The organism is Ruegeria aquimaris (assembly GCF_025751555.1).
Lineage (GTDB): Bacteria > Pseudomonadota > Alphaproteobacteria > Rhodobacterales > Rhodobacteraceae > Ruegeria_B > Ruegeria_B aquimaris.
In genome coordinates this window covers 220,762-236,467 of record NZ_JAOWLB010000001.1, presented here as the reverse complement: position 1 = coordinate 236,467, position 15,706 = coordinate 220,762, and the positions used below count along the sequence as shown (strand labels likewise).

At 62.8% G+C, this 15,706-nt stretch carries 11 protein-coding genes; 8 read left to right on the top strand and 3 right to left on the bottom strand.

All coding sequences use genetic code 11. From position 1 onward, the window contains the following. Positions 1-90: 90 nt before the first annotated feature. From purL to OE747_RS01140, 3 genes are all read right to left on the bottom strand, one after another. Positions 91-2,250 (bottom strand): phosphoribosylformylglycinamidine synthase subunit PurL, encoded by a 2,160-nt coding sequence (gene purL / locus OE747_RS01150; RefSeq protein ID WP_263826775.1) that lies wholly within the window; start codon positions 2,248-2,250, stop codon positions 91-93. A 206-nt stretch (positions 2,251-2,456) separates the two neighbouring features. Continuing rightward, positions 2,457-4,721 carry a mechanosensitive ion channel family protein gene (locus OE747_RS01145; protein WP_263826774.1) on the bottom strand — a complete coding sequence of 755 codons (2,265 nt, stop codon included), beginning with the start codon at positions 4,719-4,721 and terminating at the stop codon, positions 2,457-2,459. Positions 4,722-4,996: 275 nt separating this feature from the next. Beyond that, positions 4,997-5,902 carry a LysR family transcriptional regulator gene (locus OE747_RS01140; protein ID WP_263826773.1) on the bottom strand — a complete coding sequence of 302 codons (906 nt, stop codon included), beginning with the start codon at positions 5,900-5,902 and terminating at the stop codon, positions 4,997-4,999. Positions 5,903-6,073: 171 nt separating this feature from the next. Between OE747_RS01140 and OE747_RS01135 the strand changes: the two genes are divergently transcribed. The 8 genes from OE747_RS01135 to OE747_RS01100 all read left to right on the top strand — a co-directional run bounded on the left by OE747_RS01135 (position 6,074) and on the right by OE747_RS01100 (position 15,688). Further along, positions 6,074-9,493, top strand: coding sequence for an indolepyruvate ferredoxin oxidoreductase family protein (locus OE747_RS01135; protein WP_263826772.1), 3,420 nt, complete (start codon positions 6,074-6,076; stop codon positions 9,491-9,493). A gap of 79 nt (positions 9,494-9,572) precedes the next feature. Next, a complete protein-coding gene (locus OE747_RS01130) occupies positions 9,573-10,451 on the top strand; it encodes a lysophospholipid acyltransferase family protein (RefSeq protein ID WP_263826771.1) in 879 nt (292 codons plus the stop codon). An 8-nt stretch (positions 10,452-10,459) separates the two neighbouring features. After that, positions 10,460-11,269 (top strand): glutamate racemase, encoded by an 810-nt coding sequence (gene murI, locus OE747_RS01125; RefSeq protein ID WP_263826770.1) that lies wholly within the window; start codon positions 10,460-10,462, stop codon positions 11,267-11,269. Between the two features lie 173 nt (positions 11,270-11,442). Then, positions 11,443-11,886: a cytochrome c maturation protein CcmE gene (gene ccmE, locus OE747_RS01120; protein ID WP_263826769.1), complete on the top strand. Its 444-nt coding sequence runs from the start codon at positions 11,443-11,445 to the stop codon at positions 11,884-11,886. A gap of 132 nt (positions 11,887-12,018) precedes the next feature. Beyond that, positions 12,019-12,630 carry a holin-associated N-acetylmuramidase gene (locus OE747_RS01115; RefSeq protein WP_263826768.1) on the top strand — a complete coding sequence of 204 codons (612 nt, stop codon included), beginning with the start codon at positions 12,019-12,021 and terminating at the stop codon, positions 12,628-12,630. Beyond that, positions 12,621-13,199: a holin family protein gene (locus OE747_RS01110; protein ID WP_263826767.1), complete on the top strand. Its 579-nt coding sequence runs from the start codon at positions 12,621-12,623 to the stop codon at positions 13,197-13,199. The genes OE747_RS01115 and OE747_RS01110 overlap by 10 nt, the downstream gene beginning before the upstream one ends. A 75-nt stretch (positions 13,200-13,274) precedes the next feature. Further along, entirely contained in the window at positions 13,275-15,239 is a 1,965-nt protein-coding gene (locus tag OE747_RS01105) for a heme lyase CcmF/NrfE family subunit (protein ID WP_263826766.1), read from the top strand. Beyond that, positions 15,236-15,688 (top strand): cytochrome c-type biogenesis protein, encoded by a 453-nt coding sequence (locus OE747_RS01100; RefSeq protein ID WP_263826765.1) that lies wholly within the window; start codon positions 15,236-15,238, stop codon positions 15,686-15,688. Before OE747_RS01105 ends, OE747_RS01100 begins: the two co-directional genes overlap by 4 nt. Positions 15,689-15,706: the final 18 nt, after the last annotated feature.

Genomic DNA, 15,706 nt, shown 5'->3' with positions numbered 1-15,706 from the left:
TCTTGCTCTCAGATGTAGAGCGATGCGTCCCTACGTGCAAGGGAGCGGCGCACCAATGTGGTGCGCCGTAGATTTTGCAATCTGTCGGAATCAGGCGACGGCGGCAGCGAAGCTGCTGCGGAACAGAGCCGAGAATTCGGCCAGCGGCGCCTCGGAGGTGCCGATGCGCACCTTGTCACCACCGAACCGGCCGATGGCTGCGATCGGCACGCCTGCTGCAGTGGCGGCCGTCATCAGCGCCTCGGCCTGATCGAAGTTGCAGGCGACCAGATAACGCGCCTGATCCTCGCCGAAGAGGAACTCGGTGCTGGCAGCGTCAAGCTGAACGCCGACGCCCGCGCCTTCGGCAAGTTCGAACGCGGCAAGGGCCAGACCGCCGTCGCCAAGGTCAGTGCAGGCCTTGATCAGGGCGCGGTTGGCGCGGATGAACTCGCCGTTGCGGCGCTCGGATTCAAGATCGACATGGGGGGCGTCGCCGTCCTCACGGTTGAACACCTCGGCCAGCAGCGCGGATTGGCCCAGGTGACCCGTGGTTTCGCCCACGACCAGTGCGACGTGGCCCTCGCGAACGTCCTTGCCGATGATCTCGTCGGTCGACGCGAGCAAGCCCACGGCCCCGATGGTCGGAGTGGGCAGGATCGCGCTGCCGTCGGTCTCGTTGTAGAGCGACACGTTGCCGGACACGATGGGCATGTCGAGGGCCGCACAGGCCGCGCCGATGCCTTTGATGGCGCCGACGAACTGTCCCATGATCTCAGGCTTTTCGGGATTGCCGAAATTCAGATTGTCGGTCGAGGCCAGCGGCCGTGCCCCCACGGCGGTCAGGTTGCGATAGGCCTCGGCCACCGCCTGCTTGCCGCCTTCCTCGGGGTTGGCGCGCACGTAGCGGGGGGTGACATCACTGGTGAAGGCCAAAGCCTTGTCGGTGCCGTGCACGCGCACGATGCCGGCACCCAGGCCCGGCGTACGCGCACTGTCGGCCATGACCATTGTGTCATATTGCTCATAGACCCACTGCTTGCCGCCATAGTTGGGCGAGGCGATCAGGGCGCGCAGCCCGTCGATCGGGTCAATCTGCGGGACCTCGGCCAGAGGTGCGGCCGCAGGTGTGGGAACCCAGGGCCGGTCGTACTCCGGTGCGCGCCCTGAGAGAGGCGACAGCGGCAGGTCGGCCCGGATCTCACCCTTGTGCAGGATGATGAAACGGTCTTCGGTAATGGTTTCGCCGACAATGGCAAAGTCGAGGTCCCATTTGTCGAACACCGCCTTGGCCTCGGCCTCTTTCTCGGGCTTCAGCACCATGAGCATGCGCTCCTGGGACTCTGAGAGCATCATCTCGTAGGCGCTCATGTTCTCTTCGCGCTGCGGCACGGCGTCGAGGTTCAGCCGGATGCCCAGACCGCCCTTGTCACCCATCTCGACCGCCGAACAGGTCAGGCCAGCAGCCCCCATGTCCTGGATCGAGATCACGGCGCCGGTCTGCATCAGTTCCAGACAGGCCTCCATCAGGCGCTTTTCGGTGAACGGGTCGCCCACCTGCACGGTGGGCCGCTTTTCCTCGATCGTGTCGTCGAACTCGGCGCTGGCCATGGTGGCGCCGCCGACGCCATCGCGCCCCGTCTTGGCGCCGAGGTATACGACCGGCATGCCGATTCCCGAGGCGGCGGAGTAGAAGATCTTGTCGCTGTCGGCCAGACCGGCGGCAAAGGCGTTCACGAGGCAGTTGCCGTTATAAGCAGGGTGGAACCGCACTTCGCCACCGACGCAGGGAACCCCGAAACAGTTGCCATAGCCGCCGATGCCTTCAACCACACCATTGACCAGTCGCCGGGTCTTGGGGTGGGACGGCTCACCAAAGCTGAGCGCGTTCATCGAGGCGATGGGCCGTGCGCCCATGGTAAAGACGTCGCGCAGGATGCCGCCCACGCCGGTGGCGGCGCCCTGATAAGGTTCGATGTAGGACGGGTGGTTGTGGCTCTCCATCTTGAAGACCACCGCCTGACCGTCGCCGATATCGACAACGCCCGCGTTCTCACCCGGGCCACAGATCACCTGCGGCCCCGAGGTGGGCAGGGTGCGCAGCCATTTCTTGGAGGATTTGTAGGAACAATGCTCGTTCCACATGGCCGAGAAGATGCCCAGCTCGGTAAAGCTCGGTTCGCGCCCGATGATCTCGAGGATCATGTCGTATTCCTCGGGCTTCAGCCCGTGCGCGGCGATCAGGTCCGGAGTGATTGCGGGCTCTTGCATCTGTGGTGTTCCCAAGCTGGCCGATGTTGCGCGCCTTTTAGGGCAAGGCCGCGCCGGGGGAAAGAGGCAAGAGGGCGCAGATTGTCGGAGCAACTGGCACTCTTGCGAATAGGCGGCGCGAAACGTGTTTTTGAACGGTTGCAAAGAAAAACCCCGTCGCCGGCGCGACGGGGATCAGTGGGCCTGATGGCTTTTTGCAGACAGGGCTATTCGCCACCGCCTTGTTGCGATTGCTCGTTGGCGGCCTGCGCTGCTGCTGCGGCCACCGCTGTTTTCTGATCGGGCGTCAAATGTTCGGCCTCGTCGAGACCGGGAATGGCCACGCGCACCTCGCGGCGGGCAAAGTCGATGCCATTGGCCTTGAACTCGGCCTTGACCTTGTTGAAGATCTCCTTGCGCAGGGTGAACTGCTTGCCGGGCTTGGCCATGAACTTGCCCCGGATGATCATGCCGACGTCGTCGAAATCGAACACACCCTGCGATTTGAACGGTTGCAGGAAGCCTTCGGCATGCACCGGGTCCGCCATCATCTCGGCGCCGATCTTCTTGAAGATCTTCTTGACCTTGTTGGGGTCGGTGTCGAACGGCACGGTGAACTTCAGTTTCATGATCACCCAGTCGCGGCTGTAGTTTGTCAGCTTGGCGATCTCGCCATAGGGGATCGTGTGCACCGGGCCGCGGTGGTGGCGCAGCTGCATCGAGCGGATCGAGATTTTCTCGACCGTGCCGGTGGTGCCGCCCACATCAACATATTCGCCCACACGGAACGCGTCGTCGATCAGGAAGAACACACCGCCCACGATATCGGCGACCAGCTTCTGGGCCCCGAAACCGATGGCCAGACCCAGGATCCCTGCGCCCGCCAGCAGCGGCGTGATGTCCAGCCCCAGCGCCCCCAGCGCCAGCAGGCCGAAGATCACCGCGATGGCGACCTGCGCCGTGACGCGAAGCAACGGCAGAACAGTCACCAGGCGCGAGCCTCCGGCGCCACCGCCTTCTCCCGCTTCCTCGTCGGGGCTTTGGTCTATCGCTGTCTGTTCCTTTGCCAGTCGGCGGTTGATCCAGAGCGAGATGACCTCGTCCAGGATGTAGCCGACTGCAATGATGATCAGGAACTGGATGACGGCCCCCCCGACATCGGATCCGGCACCCGCCACCTGCCGCAGGTCGATCTCCCAGGCATTGGCGATCATCAAGACGACAAAGATACCCGCGAGGACGCGGCCAATGCGGATATAGCTGCGTTTGGTCGAGCGGTAGGCCTTTTCAGCGATGGCGCCGGTACCGATCATCGGCGGTTGCAGATGCCGCACCAGCCCCCGGATCAGCGTGTCGATGGCCGGGGCCATCAGCAGCCAGAACATGGTCACGTAATGGGCGCCCGCGCCGATATTGGCCAGCACCGCCATGTCGCGGATCGCCACGAAGTATTCCACGATCAGCCAGACAGCGGCCGAGACTGCGATGGCGAAATATGGGTAGTAGGTCGCGACCTTCTCGTCGAATTCGGTGCGGTCGGGATCATTGCCCCGCATCATCTCGGTCAGGCCGCTGCGCGCGGTCCAGGCGATCAGCGCAATATAGATGTGGATCGAACTGTTCAGCCAGAACCCCAGCCTCATATCGCCCATCGCAACACCGTTGAGATCATTGAAGGTGACGATGAACAGGGTGAAGCCGATCAGCAGGAACAGGCCGATCTGGTTGCGATGCAGATAGCGCGCCCAATGGTCATCGGCATTGACCAGCCGAAGGTCGGGCCGGTTCGGCGCAAGCACAAAGCGCGAGATCGCCGCCCCCAGACGCGGCAACCAGATCAGGTAGAGCACGAAGGGCGCCGCATAGGCGATCTGCTCGGGCTCCAGCAGGCGGCGTCCAACAAAGACGAGGGTGTAGTAGAACACGACCAGACCCAGAACCTCGCGGCAGAACCGCCGGAACAGATAGCCAACCGCACCACGCAGGTCGTCCGAGGCGCTGGCGGGGTCGGCCTTGATCCATGAGCGTGTGATGTAAACCGCGACTTTCTCGGCAGCGTAGCCAATGGCGAGCGCCAGCAGTGTATAGCCAAACAGCGTTGCCATGCCCGCGGTGCCGAGCGCGGTTGCGAAATTCGAGAGCGCTTCGGCCTGCTTTGTTACCAGCACAGGAACCTTGCTCAGGGCGTCCAACCATGAGGCGACCAGCGCTTTGGCGGCGTCACCGGCCCGGGCGATGGGGCCTTTGCGCGGTTCCGCAGGTGCTTTCGCGGCTTGCGCCACCGCGTCCAAACGCTCCAACAGCAGGGCGCGGACCTGGTCGTCTGACAGACGGGCGACCAGATCGTCGACCTGGTCGGGTGTCAGATCATCGGGAACTGTCGGAGTCGTCGCCTGTGGGCTTCCCGAAGGGGTCGGAACCTGGGCCGCCAACGGAACGGATATGCAGAACAGGGCGGCCAACAGGGCCAACACCTTGAAAAGCGGTTTCATGAATTGCCCTCGTATTTTTTGTATGTCTTCTTTCTACCTTGCGTTGGCGTGAACTCAAACAGTTTCACCGGAAAGAGAGCGGTTCCGGGCGAAAGCAAAAAAAAGGCCGAGCACTAAGCTCGGCCGTAGTCCAACAGGGAGGTATGAAGATGATGAGCGTCTAAGCATCATCGCCTTCGAGAGCTGATTTAGGAGGCACCGGCGCTTTCTTCAAGAACTTTGATGTCGCAGGTGCAGCATTTCCGCTATGCAGTTGTTGCATAGCTTTCTGGCTGTCATAGAATTCCAAGTTCTTTCAGCTGTTTGCGGTGCGCGATGATTTCTTCCTGTACAAAGTCACGGAAGGCCGCGACCCGCTGGGAATGGCGCAGTTCCTCTGGATAGGCCAGGTAAACCGGCACCTGTGCCGATTTGATATCAGGCAGGACGTGAATGAGGTCGGGGAAATCCTGGGTCACGTAGTCGGGCAGCACACCGATGCCCAGATTGTGCAATACCCCCTGAAGTACGCCGAAATAGTTGTTCACCGTCAACAGCGACGAGGGGTTGTAGGCCAGCAGGTGCTGGGCCAGAACCACGCTGGCGCCGACTTGCGCGGCATTGGTGTTCTGGCAAATCAGCCGGTGGTCGCTGATGTCGCTGATATCCTGGGGGGTGCCGGCCGAGTCGAGATAGGCGCGGGTGGCGTAAAGCTTCATCTCGACGGTCATCAATCGCTTGCGGATCAGATCGGCCTGGCTGGGCTCTTTCATGCGGATGGCAACGTCGGCCTCGCGCATGGGCAGATCGAGCACCCGTTCTTCGAGCATGAGATCGACCTTGAGATCGGGATACTTCTGATAGAGCGCCGTCAGGCGCGGCGCCAGCCAGAGGGTGCCGAAGCCAAAGGTGGTTGTTACCCGCAACTCGCCGAACACTTCCTCCTCGCTGTCACGGATACGGGCGGCAGCGGCGTCCAGGCGCTTGGCCATGGATTTTGTGGCGTCGAACAGAAGTTCGCCTTGTTCGGTCAGAATCAGGCCACGCGCATGGCGGTGAAAAAGTGTCGCGTTCAGCGATTCCTCAAGGCCACGGATCTGTCTGCTGACCGCCGACTGAGACAGATTCAGCTTGTCTCCCGCATGGGTCAGGCTGCCCGCGTCGGCAACCGCATGAAATATCCGAAGCTTGTCCCAGTCCATATCCGCAACTTTCTTTATGCGCCCGATCACCTATATGAAACACATGACAATTTCCACAGGGAACGGAATACAACTGCGCTTGGTGGTGAAAAAATCACCTATGCAGGTCAGCAATTGTGACCTATATTCGGGCATCACTTTCAAGCCGGTCCGGCGCAGGGGAGACGTCTGATGAGCCAACCCAAACTCACGCTAAACGACAAGTTCGATCTGGAGAAGAGCTCGGTGCTGTTGAATGGCACTCAGGCCCTGGTTCGCCTGATGTTGATGCAGAAAGCGCGCGATGCCGCCGCCGGATTGAACACGGCCGGTCTGGTCACCGGCTATCGCGGCTCGCCGCTGGGCGCGGTCGATTTGCAGATGAGCCGGGCGAAGAAGCAGCTCAGTGCCGCTGACGTCACCTTTCAGTTTGGGTTGAACGAGGATCTGGCGGCCACCGCGCTGTGGGGCAGCCAGCAGGCGGGACTGCGCGGCGATGGCAAGTATGATGGCGTCTTTGGTCTTTGGTACGGCAAGGGGCCGGGAGTCGACCGCTCAGGCGACGTGATGCGCCACGCCAATATGGCCGGTACCGCCAGGCATGGCGGCGTGCTGATGGCGATGGGAGACGACCATACCGGCGAAAGCTCGACTGTGCTGCATCAGTCGGAATGGGCGCTGGTGGACATGTACATGCCCGTTGTCAGCCCGGCAGGTGTGCAAGAGATTCTGGACTACGGCATCTATGGTTATGCCCTGAGCCGGTTCTCTGGTCTCTGGGTTGGCCTCAAGACCATGAAGGATACGATCGAGGTGACCTCGGTCGTGGATGGCCGTCCCGACCGGATGCAACTGGTGACCCCAGATTTCGAAATGCCCGAGGGCGGGTTGAACATCCGTCTGGGCGACACGCCGCACCTGCAAGAGGGGCGGATCATCGACTATAAACGCTTTGCCGCCGAGGCGTTCAGCCGCGCCAACCGGATGGACATGCGGGTCTGGGGCAAGCCGGGCGCCAAGATCGGCATCGCCGCGGCGGGCAAGAACTGGCTCGACCTTGTACACGCCATGTCGCTCTTGAACATCGACGAGAACGAGGCCGAGCGTCTGGGTATCACCACCTACAAAATCGGCCAGACCTTTCCGCTGGACATGCAGAGTTTCCACGACTGGGCCGAAGATCTCGAACTGGTGGTGATCGTTGAGGAAAAGCGCAAGCTGATCGAGGTGCAGGTCAAGGAGGCGATCTTTGACGACCGTCAGGGTCGCCGCGTCTATGGCTGGTACAAGGGCGGTGCCGGGGCGATGCACCGCGAGGAACTGTTCCCGACCCGTGGTGCGCTGGACCCGATCCTGATCGCCGAGAAACTTGGCGCGATCTTTATCGAAGAGGGGCGCGAGACCGATGGGATCCGTGCCGGACTGAACGCGCTGGCCGATGCGCGGCGCAACGACAATGCGCAGGAAATCGCCTCGCGCCTGCCGTATTTCTGCTCGGGTTGCCCGCATAACAGCTCGACCAAGGTGCCCGATGGCAGCCGCGCCTATGCCGGGATCGGCTGTCACTATATGGTGCAGTGGATGGACCGGAACACCCAAGGGTTCACCCATATGGGCGGTGAAGGGGCGAACTGGATCGGCGAGGCGCCGTTTTCCAAGACCAAGCACGTGTTCCAGAACCTGGGCGATGGCACTTATAACCATTCGGGCGTGCAAGCGATCCGCGCCGCCTTGGCGGCTGGCACCAACATCACCTACAAGATCCTGTTCAACGACGCGGTCGCAATGACCGGCGGACAGGAGAACGAAGGCGATCTGACCGCGCCCCGCATCGTGGCCGAGTTGAAGGCGATGGGCGTCAAGGAACTGGCCGTTGTCTATGACGACAAGGAGGATGTGGACCGCTCGCAGTTCCCCTCGGGCGTACCGTTTCACGAGCGCGCCGAGCTTATGCAGGTGCAAAAACGGTTCCGCGAGATCGAGGGCGTCAGCGCCATCGTCTATATCCAGACCTGCGCCGCCGAGAAGCGCCGCCGGCGCAAGCGCGGCACCTTCCCCGACCCGGACAAGCGGGTGTTCATCAACACCGATATCTGCGAGGGCTGTGGCGATTGCGGGGTGCAGTCGAACTGTGTCTCGATCGTGCCCAAGGAAACCGAACTGGGCCGCAAGCGGGCGATCGACCAATCCTCGTGCAACAAGGATTTCTCCTGCGTCAAAGGGTTCTGCCCGTCCTTCGTGACGGTGCAGGGCGCCAAGATCCGCAAGGAGGCCACCGCCGAGATCGACCTGCCGCATCTGCCGATGCCGGACCTGCCCGCCATCACCGGCACCCATAACGTGGTGATCACCGGTGTCGGCGGCACCGGCGTGGTGACCATCGGCGCGGTACTGGCGCAGGCTGCCCAGATCGACGGCAAAGGCGCGGGCATGATGGAAATGGCGGGGCTGGCGCAAAAGGGCGGTGCCGTGCACATCCATTGCCGCATCGCCAACCGACCCGAGGATATCAGCGCCATCCGCGTCGCAACCGGCGAGGCGCATGCGCTGATCGGCGGCGATCTGGTGGTCAGCGCCGGGGCCAAGACGCTGGGCCTGACCCGTACCGGAACCACAGGCGCCGTGGTCAACAGCCATGAGATCATCACCGGTGATTTCACCCGCAACACCGATTTCACCATCCCCGCCGACCGGCTGAGCCTTGCGCTGGAGGCTCGATTGAAAGAGCGGCTGGACCTGTTCGATGCATCAGAGCTGGCGCGCGCGGTGATGGGCGATTCGATCTATTCCAACATGATGGTGTTCGGCGCCGCCTGGCAGCGCGGGCTGCTGCCGGTCAGCCACGAGGCCATCATGCAGGCGATCGAGCTGAACGGCGCCGCGGTCGAACGCAACAAGCGCGCCTTTGACATTGGCCGCTGGGCGGTGCTGCACCCGGACGAGGCCGCGCGGCTGATCCGGCCCGGTGTGGTCGAGCTGCCGAAATCGCCCGAGGACAAGATCGCCTATCGCGCCGAACATCTGACCGCCTATCAGGGCGCGCGTCTGGCCAAGCGCTATCGCAAGCTGGTCGACGCGATCGAGGACGGCGATCTGCGCGCGGCGGTGGCCGAGGGTTATCACAAGCTGTTGTCCTACAAGGATGAATACGAGGTGGCGCGCCTGCTGCTTGACAGCCGCGACAAGGCGGCGGCCGAGTTCGATGGCGATCTGAAGCTGACCCTGCACCTGTCGCCACCGATCCTGGGCGGCAAGGATGCCGATGGTCGCCCGAAAAAGCGTGAGTTTTCCGAGCGCTGGCTGGGGATCTTCAAGCTGTTGGCGCGGATGAAGGGACTGCGCGGTACGCCTCTGGACCTGTTCGGCTATACCGCCGAGCGCAAGATGGAGCGGGCGCTGATCCGGCAATATGAACAGGACCTGCGCGAGGTGCTGCCGAAACTCGACGGCCGTACCCGCGATGCCATCGTGGCGCTGGCACGGCTGCCGCTGGATATCCGCGGATTTGGGCCGGTGAAACTGGCAAACGAGGCCAAGGCCGCCAAACGGCGCGAGGAGCTTCTGGCGGTAATTCGCCAAGGTGGACCGGCTCTGGCAAAAGCGGCGGAATAACGCGTCATTTGCCTGTTACAGGCTCTATGCAAAATCGAGGACTGCCCCTATTTCAGGGGCAGTTTTTTCGGAGCTATTCATGACCGCACAGCGCCATATCGCCCGCGATATCAGCTATGCCCATTCCGCCGCGACCAAGGGAGGTCGGGCGGTGATCCGCCTGATGGAGAACACCACGGGACGTCTGGGCCTGATCCGACGGGCGCAAGGATACGAGCACGAAGTCGCCCGGGGGCGCGATTTCTGGGCCGTCATGGTCGAGCGATATGGTCTCACGCTGGATGTGGTGGGGGGCGCACTGAGCAACATCCCGCAGGACGGTCCGCTGATCCTGATCGCCAATCACCCTTATGGCATCCTCGACGGGCTGATGATGGGGCATATCCTGGCGCAGACACGCGGCGAATTCCGCATCATGGCGCATCGGGTGTTCCGCAAGGCCGAGGATATCAACCGGATCATCCTGCCGATCTCGTTCGACGAGACCCGCGAGGCGGTGCAGCTGAACCTCGATACCCGTCGTCAGGCGCTGAACTATCTGGGGCAGGGCGGCGCGATCGGCATCTTTCCCGGCGGCACCGTCTCGACCGGGCTGCACCCGTTCTCGCATCCGATGGATCCGGGCTGGCGCGGTTTCACCGCGCGCATGGTGGCGAAATCCAACGCGGTGGTGGTGCCGCTGTTCTTTGACGGCCATACCAGCCGCTTGTTCCAGATCGCCAGCCACCTGCATTCGACCCTGCGCATGGGCCTGTTGATCAAGGAGTTCCGCAAGCGGGTGGATACGCCGGTGCGGGTGGTGGTGGGCCAGCCGATTGGGCGCGACATTCTGGACCCACTGGCCCGGGACACGCGCAAGATGATGGATTTTCTGCGCAAGGCGACGTATGAGCTGTCTCCGACGCCGCTCAAGTCCTATGACTACGGCTATGAATTCGAGGAACGGCATCGCGCCTGAAGGGAAAGATGGCAGTAGGGATATTCGATTCGGGCCTGGGTGGCCTGACCGTGCTGGAAGCGGCGCAGAAACGGTTGCCGGAGGTAGAGTTCCTCTACTATGCCGACAGCGCCCATGCGCCTTATGGGGTGCGCACGCCCGAGGATATCTTTCAGCTGACGCGAGCGGCGGTGCATGATCTGTGGAACCGGGGCTGTGACCTGGTGATCCTGGCCTGCAACACCGCCAGCGCCGCCGCGCTGCGGCGGATGCAGGAAGAGGGCGTGCCGCCGGGCAAGCGGGTGCTGGGCGTCTTCGTGCCGCTGATCGAGGCGCTGACCGAGCGGCAGTGGGGTGACAACAGCCCCCCGCGCGAGGTCGAGGTCAAGAACGTCGCCCTGTTTGCAACGCCCGCAACGGTGGCCAGCCGCGCGTTTCAGCGCGAGCTTGCCTTTCGCGCCATCGGCGTGGATGTCGAGGCGCAGGCCTGTGGCGGGGTGGTCGATGCCATCGAAGAGGGCGATCTGATACTGGCCGAGGCATTGGTGCGCAGCCATGTGGACGCATTGAAACGCAAGATGCCCAGTCCGCAGGCGGCCATTCTGGGGTGCACCCATTATCCGTTGATGGCCGAGGCTTTTCAGGACGCGCTGGGACCCGAGGTGACCGTATACAGTCAGGGCGATCTGGTGGCGGCAAGCCTGGCCGACTACCTGCAACGCCATCCCAACATGTTGGGCGCTGGTAAGGGCGGCTATCTGACGACGGGCAAACCCGCGACAGTTGGCAGCCGCGCAACCCAGTTCCTTCGGCGCAAGATCGAGTTTCAGGCCGCCTGACTTCGGTCAAGGCGGTCGGTGGCTTTAACGCCTATTGAGGACCAGTGTTTTCGTGTAACCATGGCCGCTGACAAAAGGTAGCAGGCGCAAGACCTTGTACTGCGCCAGTTCGATGTTAGTTGAACGACATGCAACCGGTCTGACGATGGCCCGCTCTTTCTGGTGAGGACGCTATGAAATCGCTCAAGAAACAACGCCGCATACAGGTTATCGCCGTGGCTGCCGTTGCTTTGGTCCTGGCGACGGGCCTTATCGGATATGCCATGCGGGACGGCATCAACTTCTTTCGCGCGCCCAGCCAGGTGATCGCTGAACCACCGGCGGAAACCGAGGTGTTTCGCCTTGGGGGATTGGTCGAGGAAGGAACCTTGGTCCGTGGGCAGGGCGAAACGGTGCGGTTCTCTGTGACGGATGGCGGCGAGAGCGTGCCGGTTACGTTTACCGGCGTGCTGCCGGATTTGTTTGGCGAGAACCAGGGCATGATCGGAACCGGACGCTACATTAACGGTGTATTTGAAGCCTCTGAAATACTTGCTAAACATGACGAAACCTATATGCCGAAAGAGGTGATGGACGCGCTCAAGGAGCAGGGCGTCTATCAGGCGCCGGAAAGCTGAACGCGCGCCTCCGGCGGGAGTATTTGAAGCGAAATGAAGACAGGGGCGTTGCGCAAGCGGCGCCCTTTGGTGTTTCGCAGGCTTAATTCTTTTGTCGCCTCATCAGGACGGTTCTGATGGAGGTCGAGGCCAATGCAGACGGTACGACAGATCGCCCAGGAGATCGTGGCGCGTGAAGGAGGGTTCGTGAACGATCCCGATGACCCGGGCGGGGCGACCAATTTTGGGGTGACGATCCACACGATGCGGCGGTTGGGCCTGGATGTGACTGGTGACGGCGCCGTGGATGTGGCGGATGTGCGGGGGCTGAGCCGGGAGCAGGCGGTCGAGATTTTCCTGACCCACTACTATGCCCGCCCGCGGATCGGCGACATGCCCGAGGCCGTGCAGGCGTCGCTGTTCGATATGTATGTGAACGCGGGCGGCAATGCTGTGAAGATCCTGCAACGGCTCTTGCGCGACATGGGCTATGATGTGGCGGTGGATGGCGCAATCGGGCCGCAGACCCTGCGCGCGGCGCAGGATGCGGCGGTTCCGCGTCCCGAGGCGCTGCGCGATGCCTATGGGGTGGCGCGGCGGAACTACTACTTCCGTCTGGCCGACCGGCGCCCGGCCAGCCGCAAGTACGCTCGCAGCCGCAAAGGGGGCAAGGGTGGCTGGATCATCCGGGCGGAGGAATTCATCTCGCCGACCTATCACATGAGCGAAGCCGAGTTTCAGCGGAGGGTATCGGGATGGGTCTGATCGGTGGGTTGATCGAGCTGTTGTTCGGTGGCGGGCGCAATGTGGTGCGCGAGACCGCAGAAGTATTTCGCGAGAATGCCGAGGCCGGGGCCGAACGGGCGCGCGATGTGCAGATGGGCGCGCTGGACCAGTTTGCGGCTGAGTTTACCGTGTCCCGGCGGGGCGGGTTCGACCGGTTCATGGATGGGCTGAACCGGCTGCCGCGCCCGGCGCTGGCCTTGGGGACGCTGGGCCTGTTCGTCGCGGCGATGACCGACCCGATCTGGTTTGCCGAGCGGATGCAGGGCCTCGCCCTGGTGCCGGAACCGCTTTGGTGGCTGTTGGGGGTCGTCGTGTCGTTCTATTTTGGTGCCCGGCATCAGGCCAAAGCGCAGGACTTCCAGCGTGACCTGGCCAGCACCATGGCTCGTGTCCCGCAGGCGGTCGAGAACATCCGCGCCCTGCGCGCGCTGCGCCACGACAGCCCTGGTGTTGCGGATGTTGGACCCGACGCGCGGCTGGCGCTGGCCGCGGCCACGCCCGAGGCAAACCCCGCGCTGGAGGCGTGGCGCAGCCTGAAGCGGGCCTGACGGCGCGACACTATGCGCCGCCGATCCGACCAAAAGGGATTGGCGGTGCCGGGACCGGGGTCTATATCTCGGACCATGATTACGGAACTCGGTCACTTTGCCCTCATCCTCGCCTTCATGGTTGCCATCGTACAGATGGTGGTGCCTTTGGTTGGCGCTCAGAAACGCTGGACTTCGTGGATGGCGGTTGCCGAACCGGCTGCGGGAATCCAGTTCCTGCTGACTGCTTTTGCGTTCGCCGCGCTGGTCTGGTCTTTTGCGACCTCGGATTTTTCGCTTCGCGTAGTGACCCTGAACAGCCATTCGGCGAAACCGATGCTGTACAAGATCAGTGGTACATGGGGCAATCACGAAGGCTCGATGCTGCTCTGGGTGCTGATCGTCACCCTCTTTGGCGCCATGGCGGCCTGGTTCGGCGGCGGATTGCCGCCCGCGCTCAAGGCCCGGGTATTGGCGGTGCAATCGGCCATCGCCGTCGCGTTTTTCGCCTTCATCCTGTTCACATCCAACCCGTTCCTGCGGCTGGCCGTGCCGCCGTTTGACGGGCAGGATCTGAACCCGCTGTTGCAGGATCCGGGCCTCGCATTCCATCCGCCCTTCCTCTATCTCGGTTATGTTGGCCTCAGCATGGCGTTCTCCTTTGCCGTGGCCGCCCTGATCGAGGGGCGCGTCGACGCCGCCTGGGGGCGCTGGGTGCGGCCCTGGACGCTGGCGGCGTGGATTTTCCTGACCATCGGCATCGCGCTGGGGTCCTGGTGGGCCTATTACGAACTGGGCTGGGGCGGCTTCTGGTTCTGGGATCCGGTGGAAAATGCCTCGTTCATGCCCTGGTTGCTGGCTGCGGCGCTATTGCATTCGTCCATTGTGGTGGAAAAGCGCGAGGCGTTGAAAAGCTGGACCATCCTGCTGGCGATCCTGGCCTTTGGTTTCTCGCTGATCGGGACCTTCATCGTGCGCTCCGGCCTTTTGACCAGCGTGCACGCCTTTGCAAACGACCCCGAGCGGGGGGTTTTCATCCTGATCATCCTCGGCGTGTTTACCGGCGGGGCGCTGACGCTCTTTGCCGCGCGGGCGCAAGTGATGGAGGCCAAGGGCGTGTTCTCGGTCGTCAGCCGCGAAAGCGCGCTGGTCCTGAACAATATCCTGCTGGCGGTCGGGTCGTTCGTGGTGTTCTTTGGGACCCTCTGGCCGATCGTCGCCGAGATGTTCTTTGATCGCAAACTCTCGGTTGGCGCGCCGTTCTTCAATGCGGCCTTTACACCCTTCATGGTGGTTCTGGGGCTGGCGCTGCCTATTGGCGCCATCCTGCCGTGGAAGCGTGGCAAGCTGGCGCGTGCGGCTTACAGCCTGAGGTTCGCCTTCTTTCTGGCACTTGCGCTGGCCATGCTGGTCTGGGCGATGCAGACGGGGCGCAGCGCCTTGGGGCCCGTGGGTCTGTTCCTGGGAGCGTGGATTACGTTCGGAGCCTTTGTCGACCTGTGGAGTCGCACCGGGCGAACCGGCAAGTTTGCCAGGGTTCTGCGGCTTCCTCGCGCGGATTGGGGCAAGGCGGTTGCCCATACCGGTCTCGGCGTCACGATGTTCGCCATTGCCGGGCTGATGGCCTGGGAAGTCGAAGACATTCGCGTCACGCGCATCGGCGAGTCGTTCCAGGTGGGCGGGTTCACATTGACGCTGGACGCGGTCGAGCGGGTGCCCGGGCCCAATTACTTCTCGACCATGGCCACCGTCCGACTGGAGAAGGATGGCCGCCAGGTGGCGCTCCTGCATCCTGAGAAGCGCGAGTATCCGGTGTCCCGGATGCCCACGACCGAGGCTGCTATCGACTACCGTTTCCTGCGGGATGTCTATGTGGTGATCGGCGATCGTCAGGATGACGGCGGTTGGACCATGCGGACCTATATCAAACCCTTTGCGAACTGGATCTGGGCCGGGTCGCTGTTGATGGCAATCGGTGGGCTGCTTAGCCTCAGCGACCGGCGGTTCCGGGTGGCCGCAGGCGCGCGCAAGGCACCCACAGGCGGAGTGCCGGCAGAATGAAGCGGCTGATTGTGATCCTGTCGCTATTTGCGGCCCCACTCTGGGCGGTGCAACCCGACGAAGTGCTGGATGACCCGGCGCTGGAATCGCGGGCACGGGAACTGAGCAAGGAGTTGCGCTGTCTGGTTTGCCGAAACGAGAGCATCGACGAATCGAATGCCGACCTCGCCCGTGACCTGCGGCTGCTGCTGCGCGAGCGTCTGGTGGCCGGGGATAGTGATACGCAGGCCATTGACTATATCGTCGACCGGTATGGCGAGTATGTGCTGCTGAAACCCACGACATCTGGCGCGAACTGGCTGTTGTGGCTGGCCGGGCCCTTGATGTTGCTGACGGCTGCCGGCATGGGCTGGGCCTTTGTGCGGAACAGATCGACCGCGACGACCTCCGCCGAAGAGGCGCTGAGCACCGACGAACAGGAGCGTCTGCGTCGTATTCTCGGCGAGTGACGCGCGGTTTCCCTTTTC

Coding starts and splice junctions, on each gene's coding strand:
- purL (WP_263826775.1), bottom strand. CDS start 2,250: ATGCAAGAGCCCGCAATCACTCCGGACCTGATCGCCGCGCACGGGCTG.
- OE747_RS01145 (WP_263826774.1), bottom strand. CDS start 4,721: ATGAAACCGCTTTTCAAGGTGTTGGCCCTGTTGGCCGCCCTGTTCTGC.
- OE747_RS01140 (WP_263826773.1), bottom strand. CDS start 5,902: ATGGACTGGGACAAGCTTCGGATATTTCATGCGGTTGCCGACGCGGGC.
- OE747_RS01135 (WP_263826772.1), top strand. CDS start 6,074: ATGAGCCAACCCAAACTCACGCTAAACGACAAGTTCGATCTGGAGAAG.
- OE747_RS01130 (WP_263826771.1), top strand. CDS start 9,573: ATGACCGCACAGCGCCATATCGCCCGCGATATCAGCTATGCCCATTCC.
- murI (WP_263826770.1), top strand. CDS start 10,460: ATGGCAGTAGGGATATTCGATTCGGGCCTGGGTGGCCTGACCGTGCTG.
- ccmE (WP_263826769.1), top strand. CDS start 11,443: ATGAAATCGCTCAAGAAACAACGCCGCATACAGGTTATCGCCGTGGCT.
- OE747_RS01115 (WP_263826768.1), top strand. CDS start 12,019: ATGCAGACGGTACGACAGATCGCCCAGGAGATCGTGGCGCGTGAAGGA.
- OE747_RS01110 (WP_263826767.1), top strand. CDS start 12,621: ATGGGTCTGATCGGTGGGTTGATCGAGCTGTTGTTCGGTGGCGGGCGC.
- OE747_RS01105 (WP_263826766.1), top strand. CDS start 13,275: ATGATTACGGAACTCGGTCACTTTGCCCTCATCCTCGCCTTCATGGTT.
- OE747_RS01100 (WP_263826765.1), top strand. CDS start 15,236: ATGAAGCGGCTGATTGTGATCCTGTCGCTATTTGCGGCCCCACTCTGG.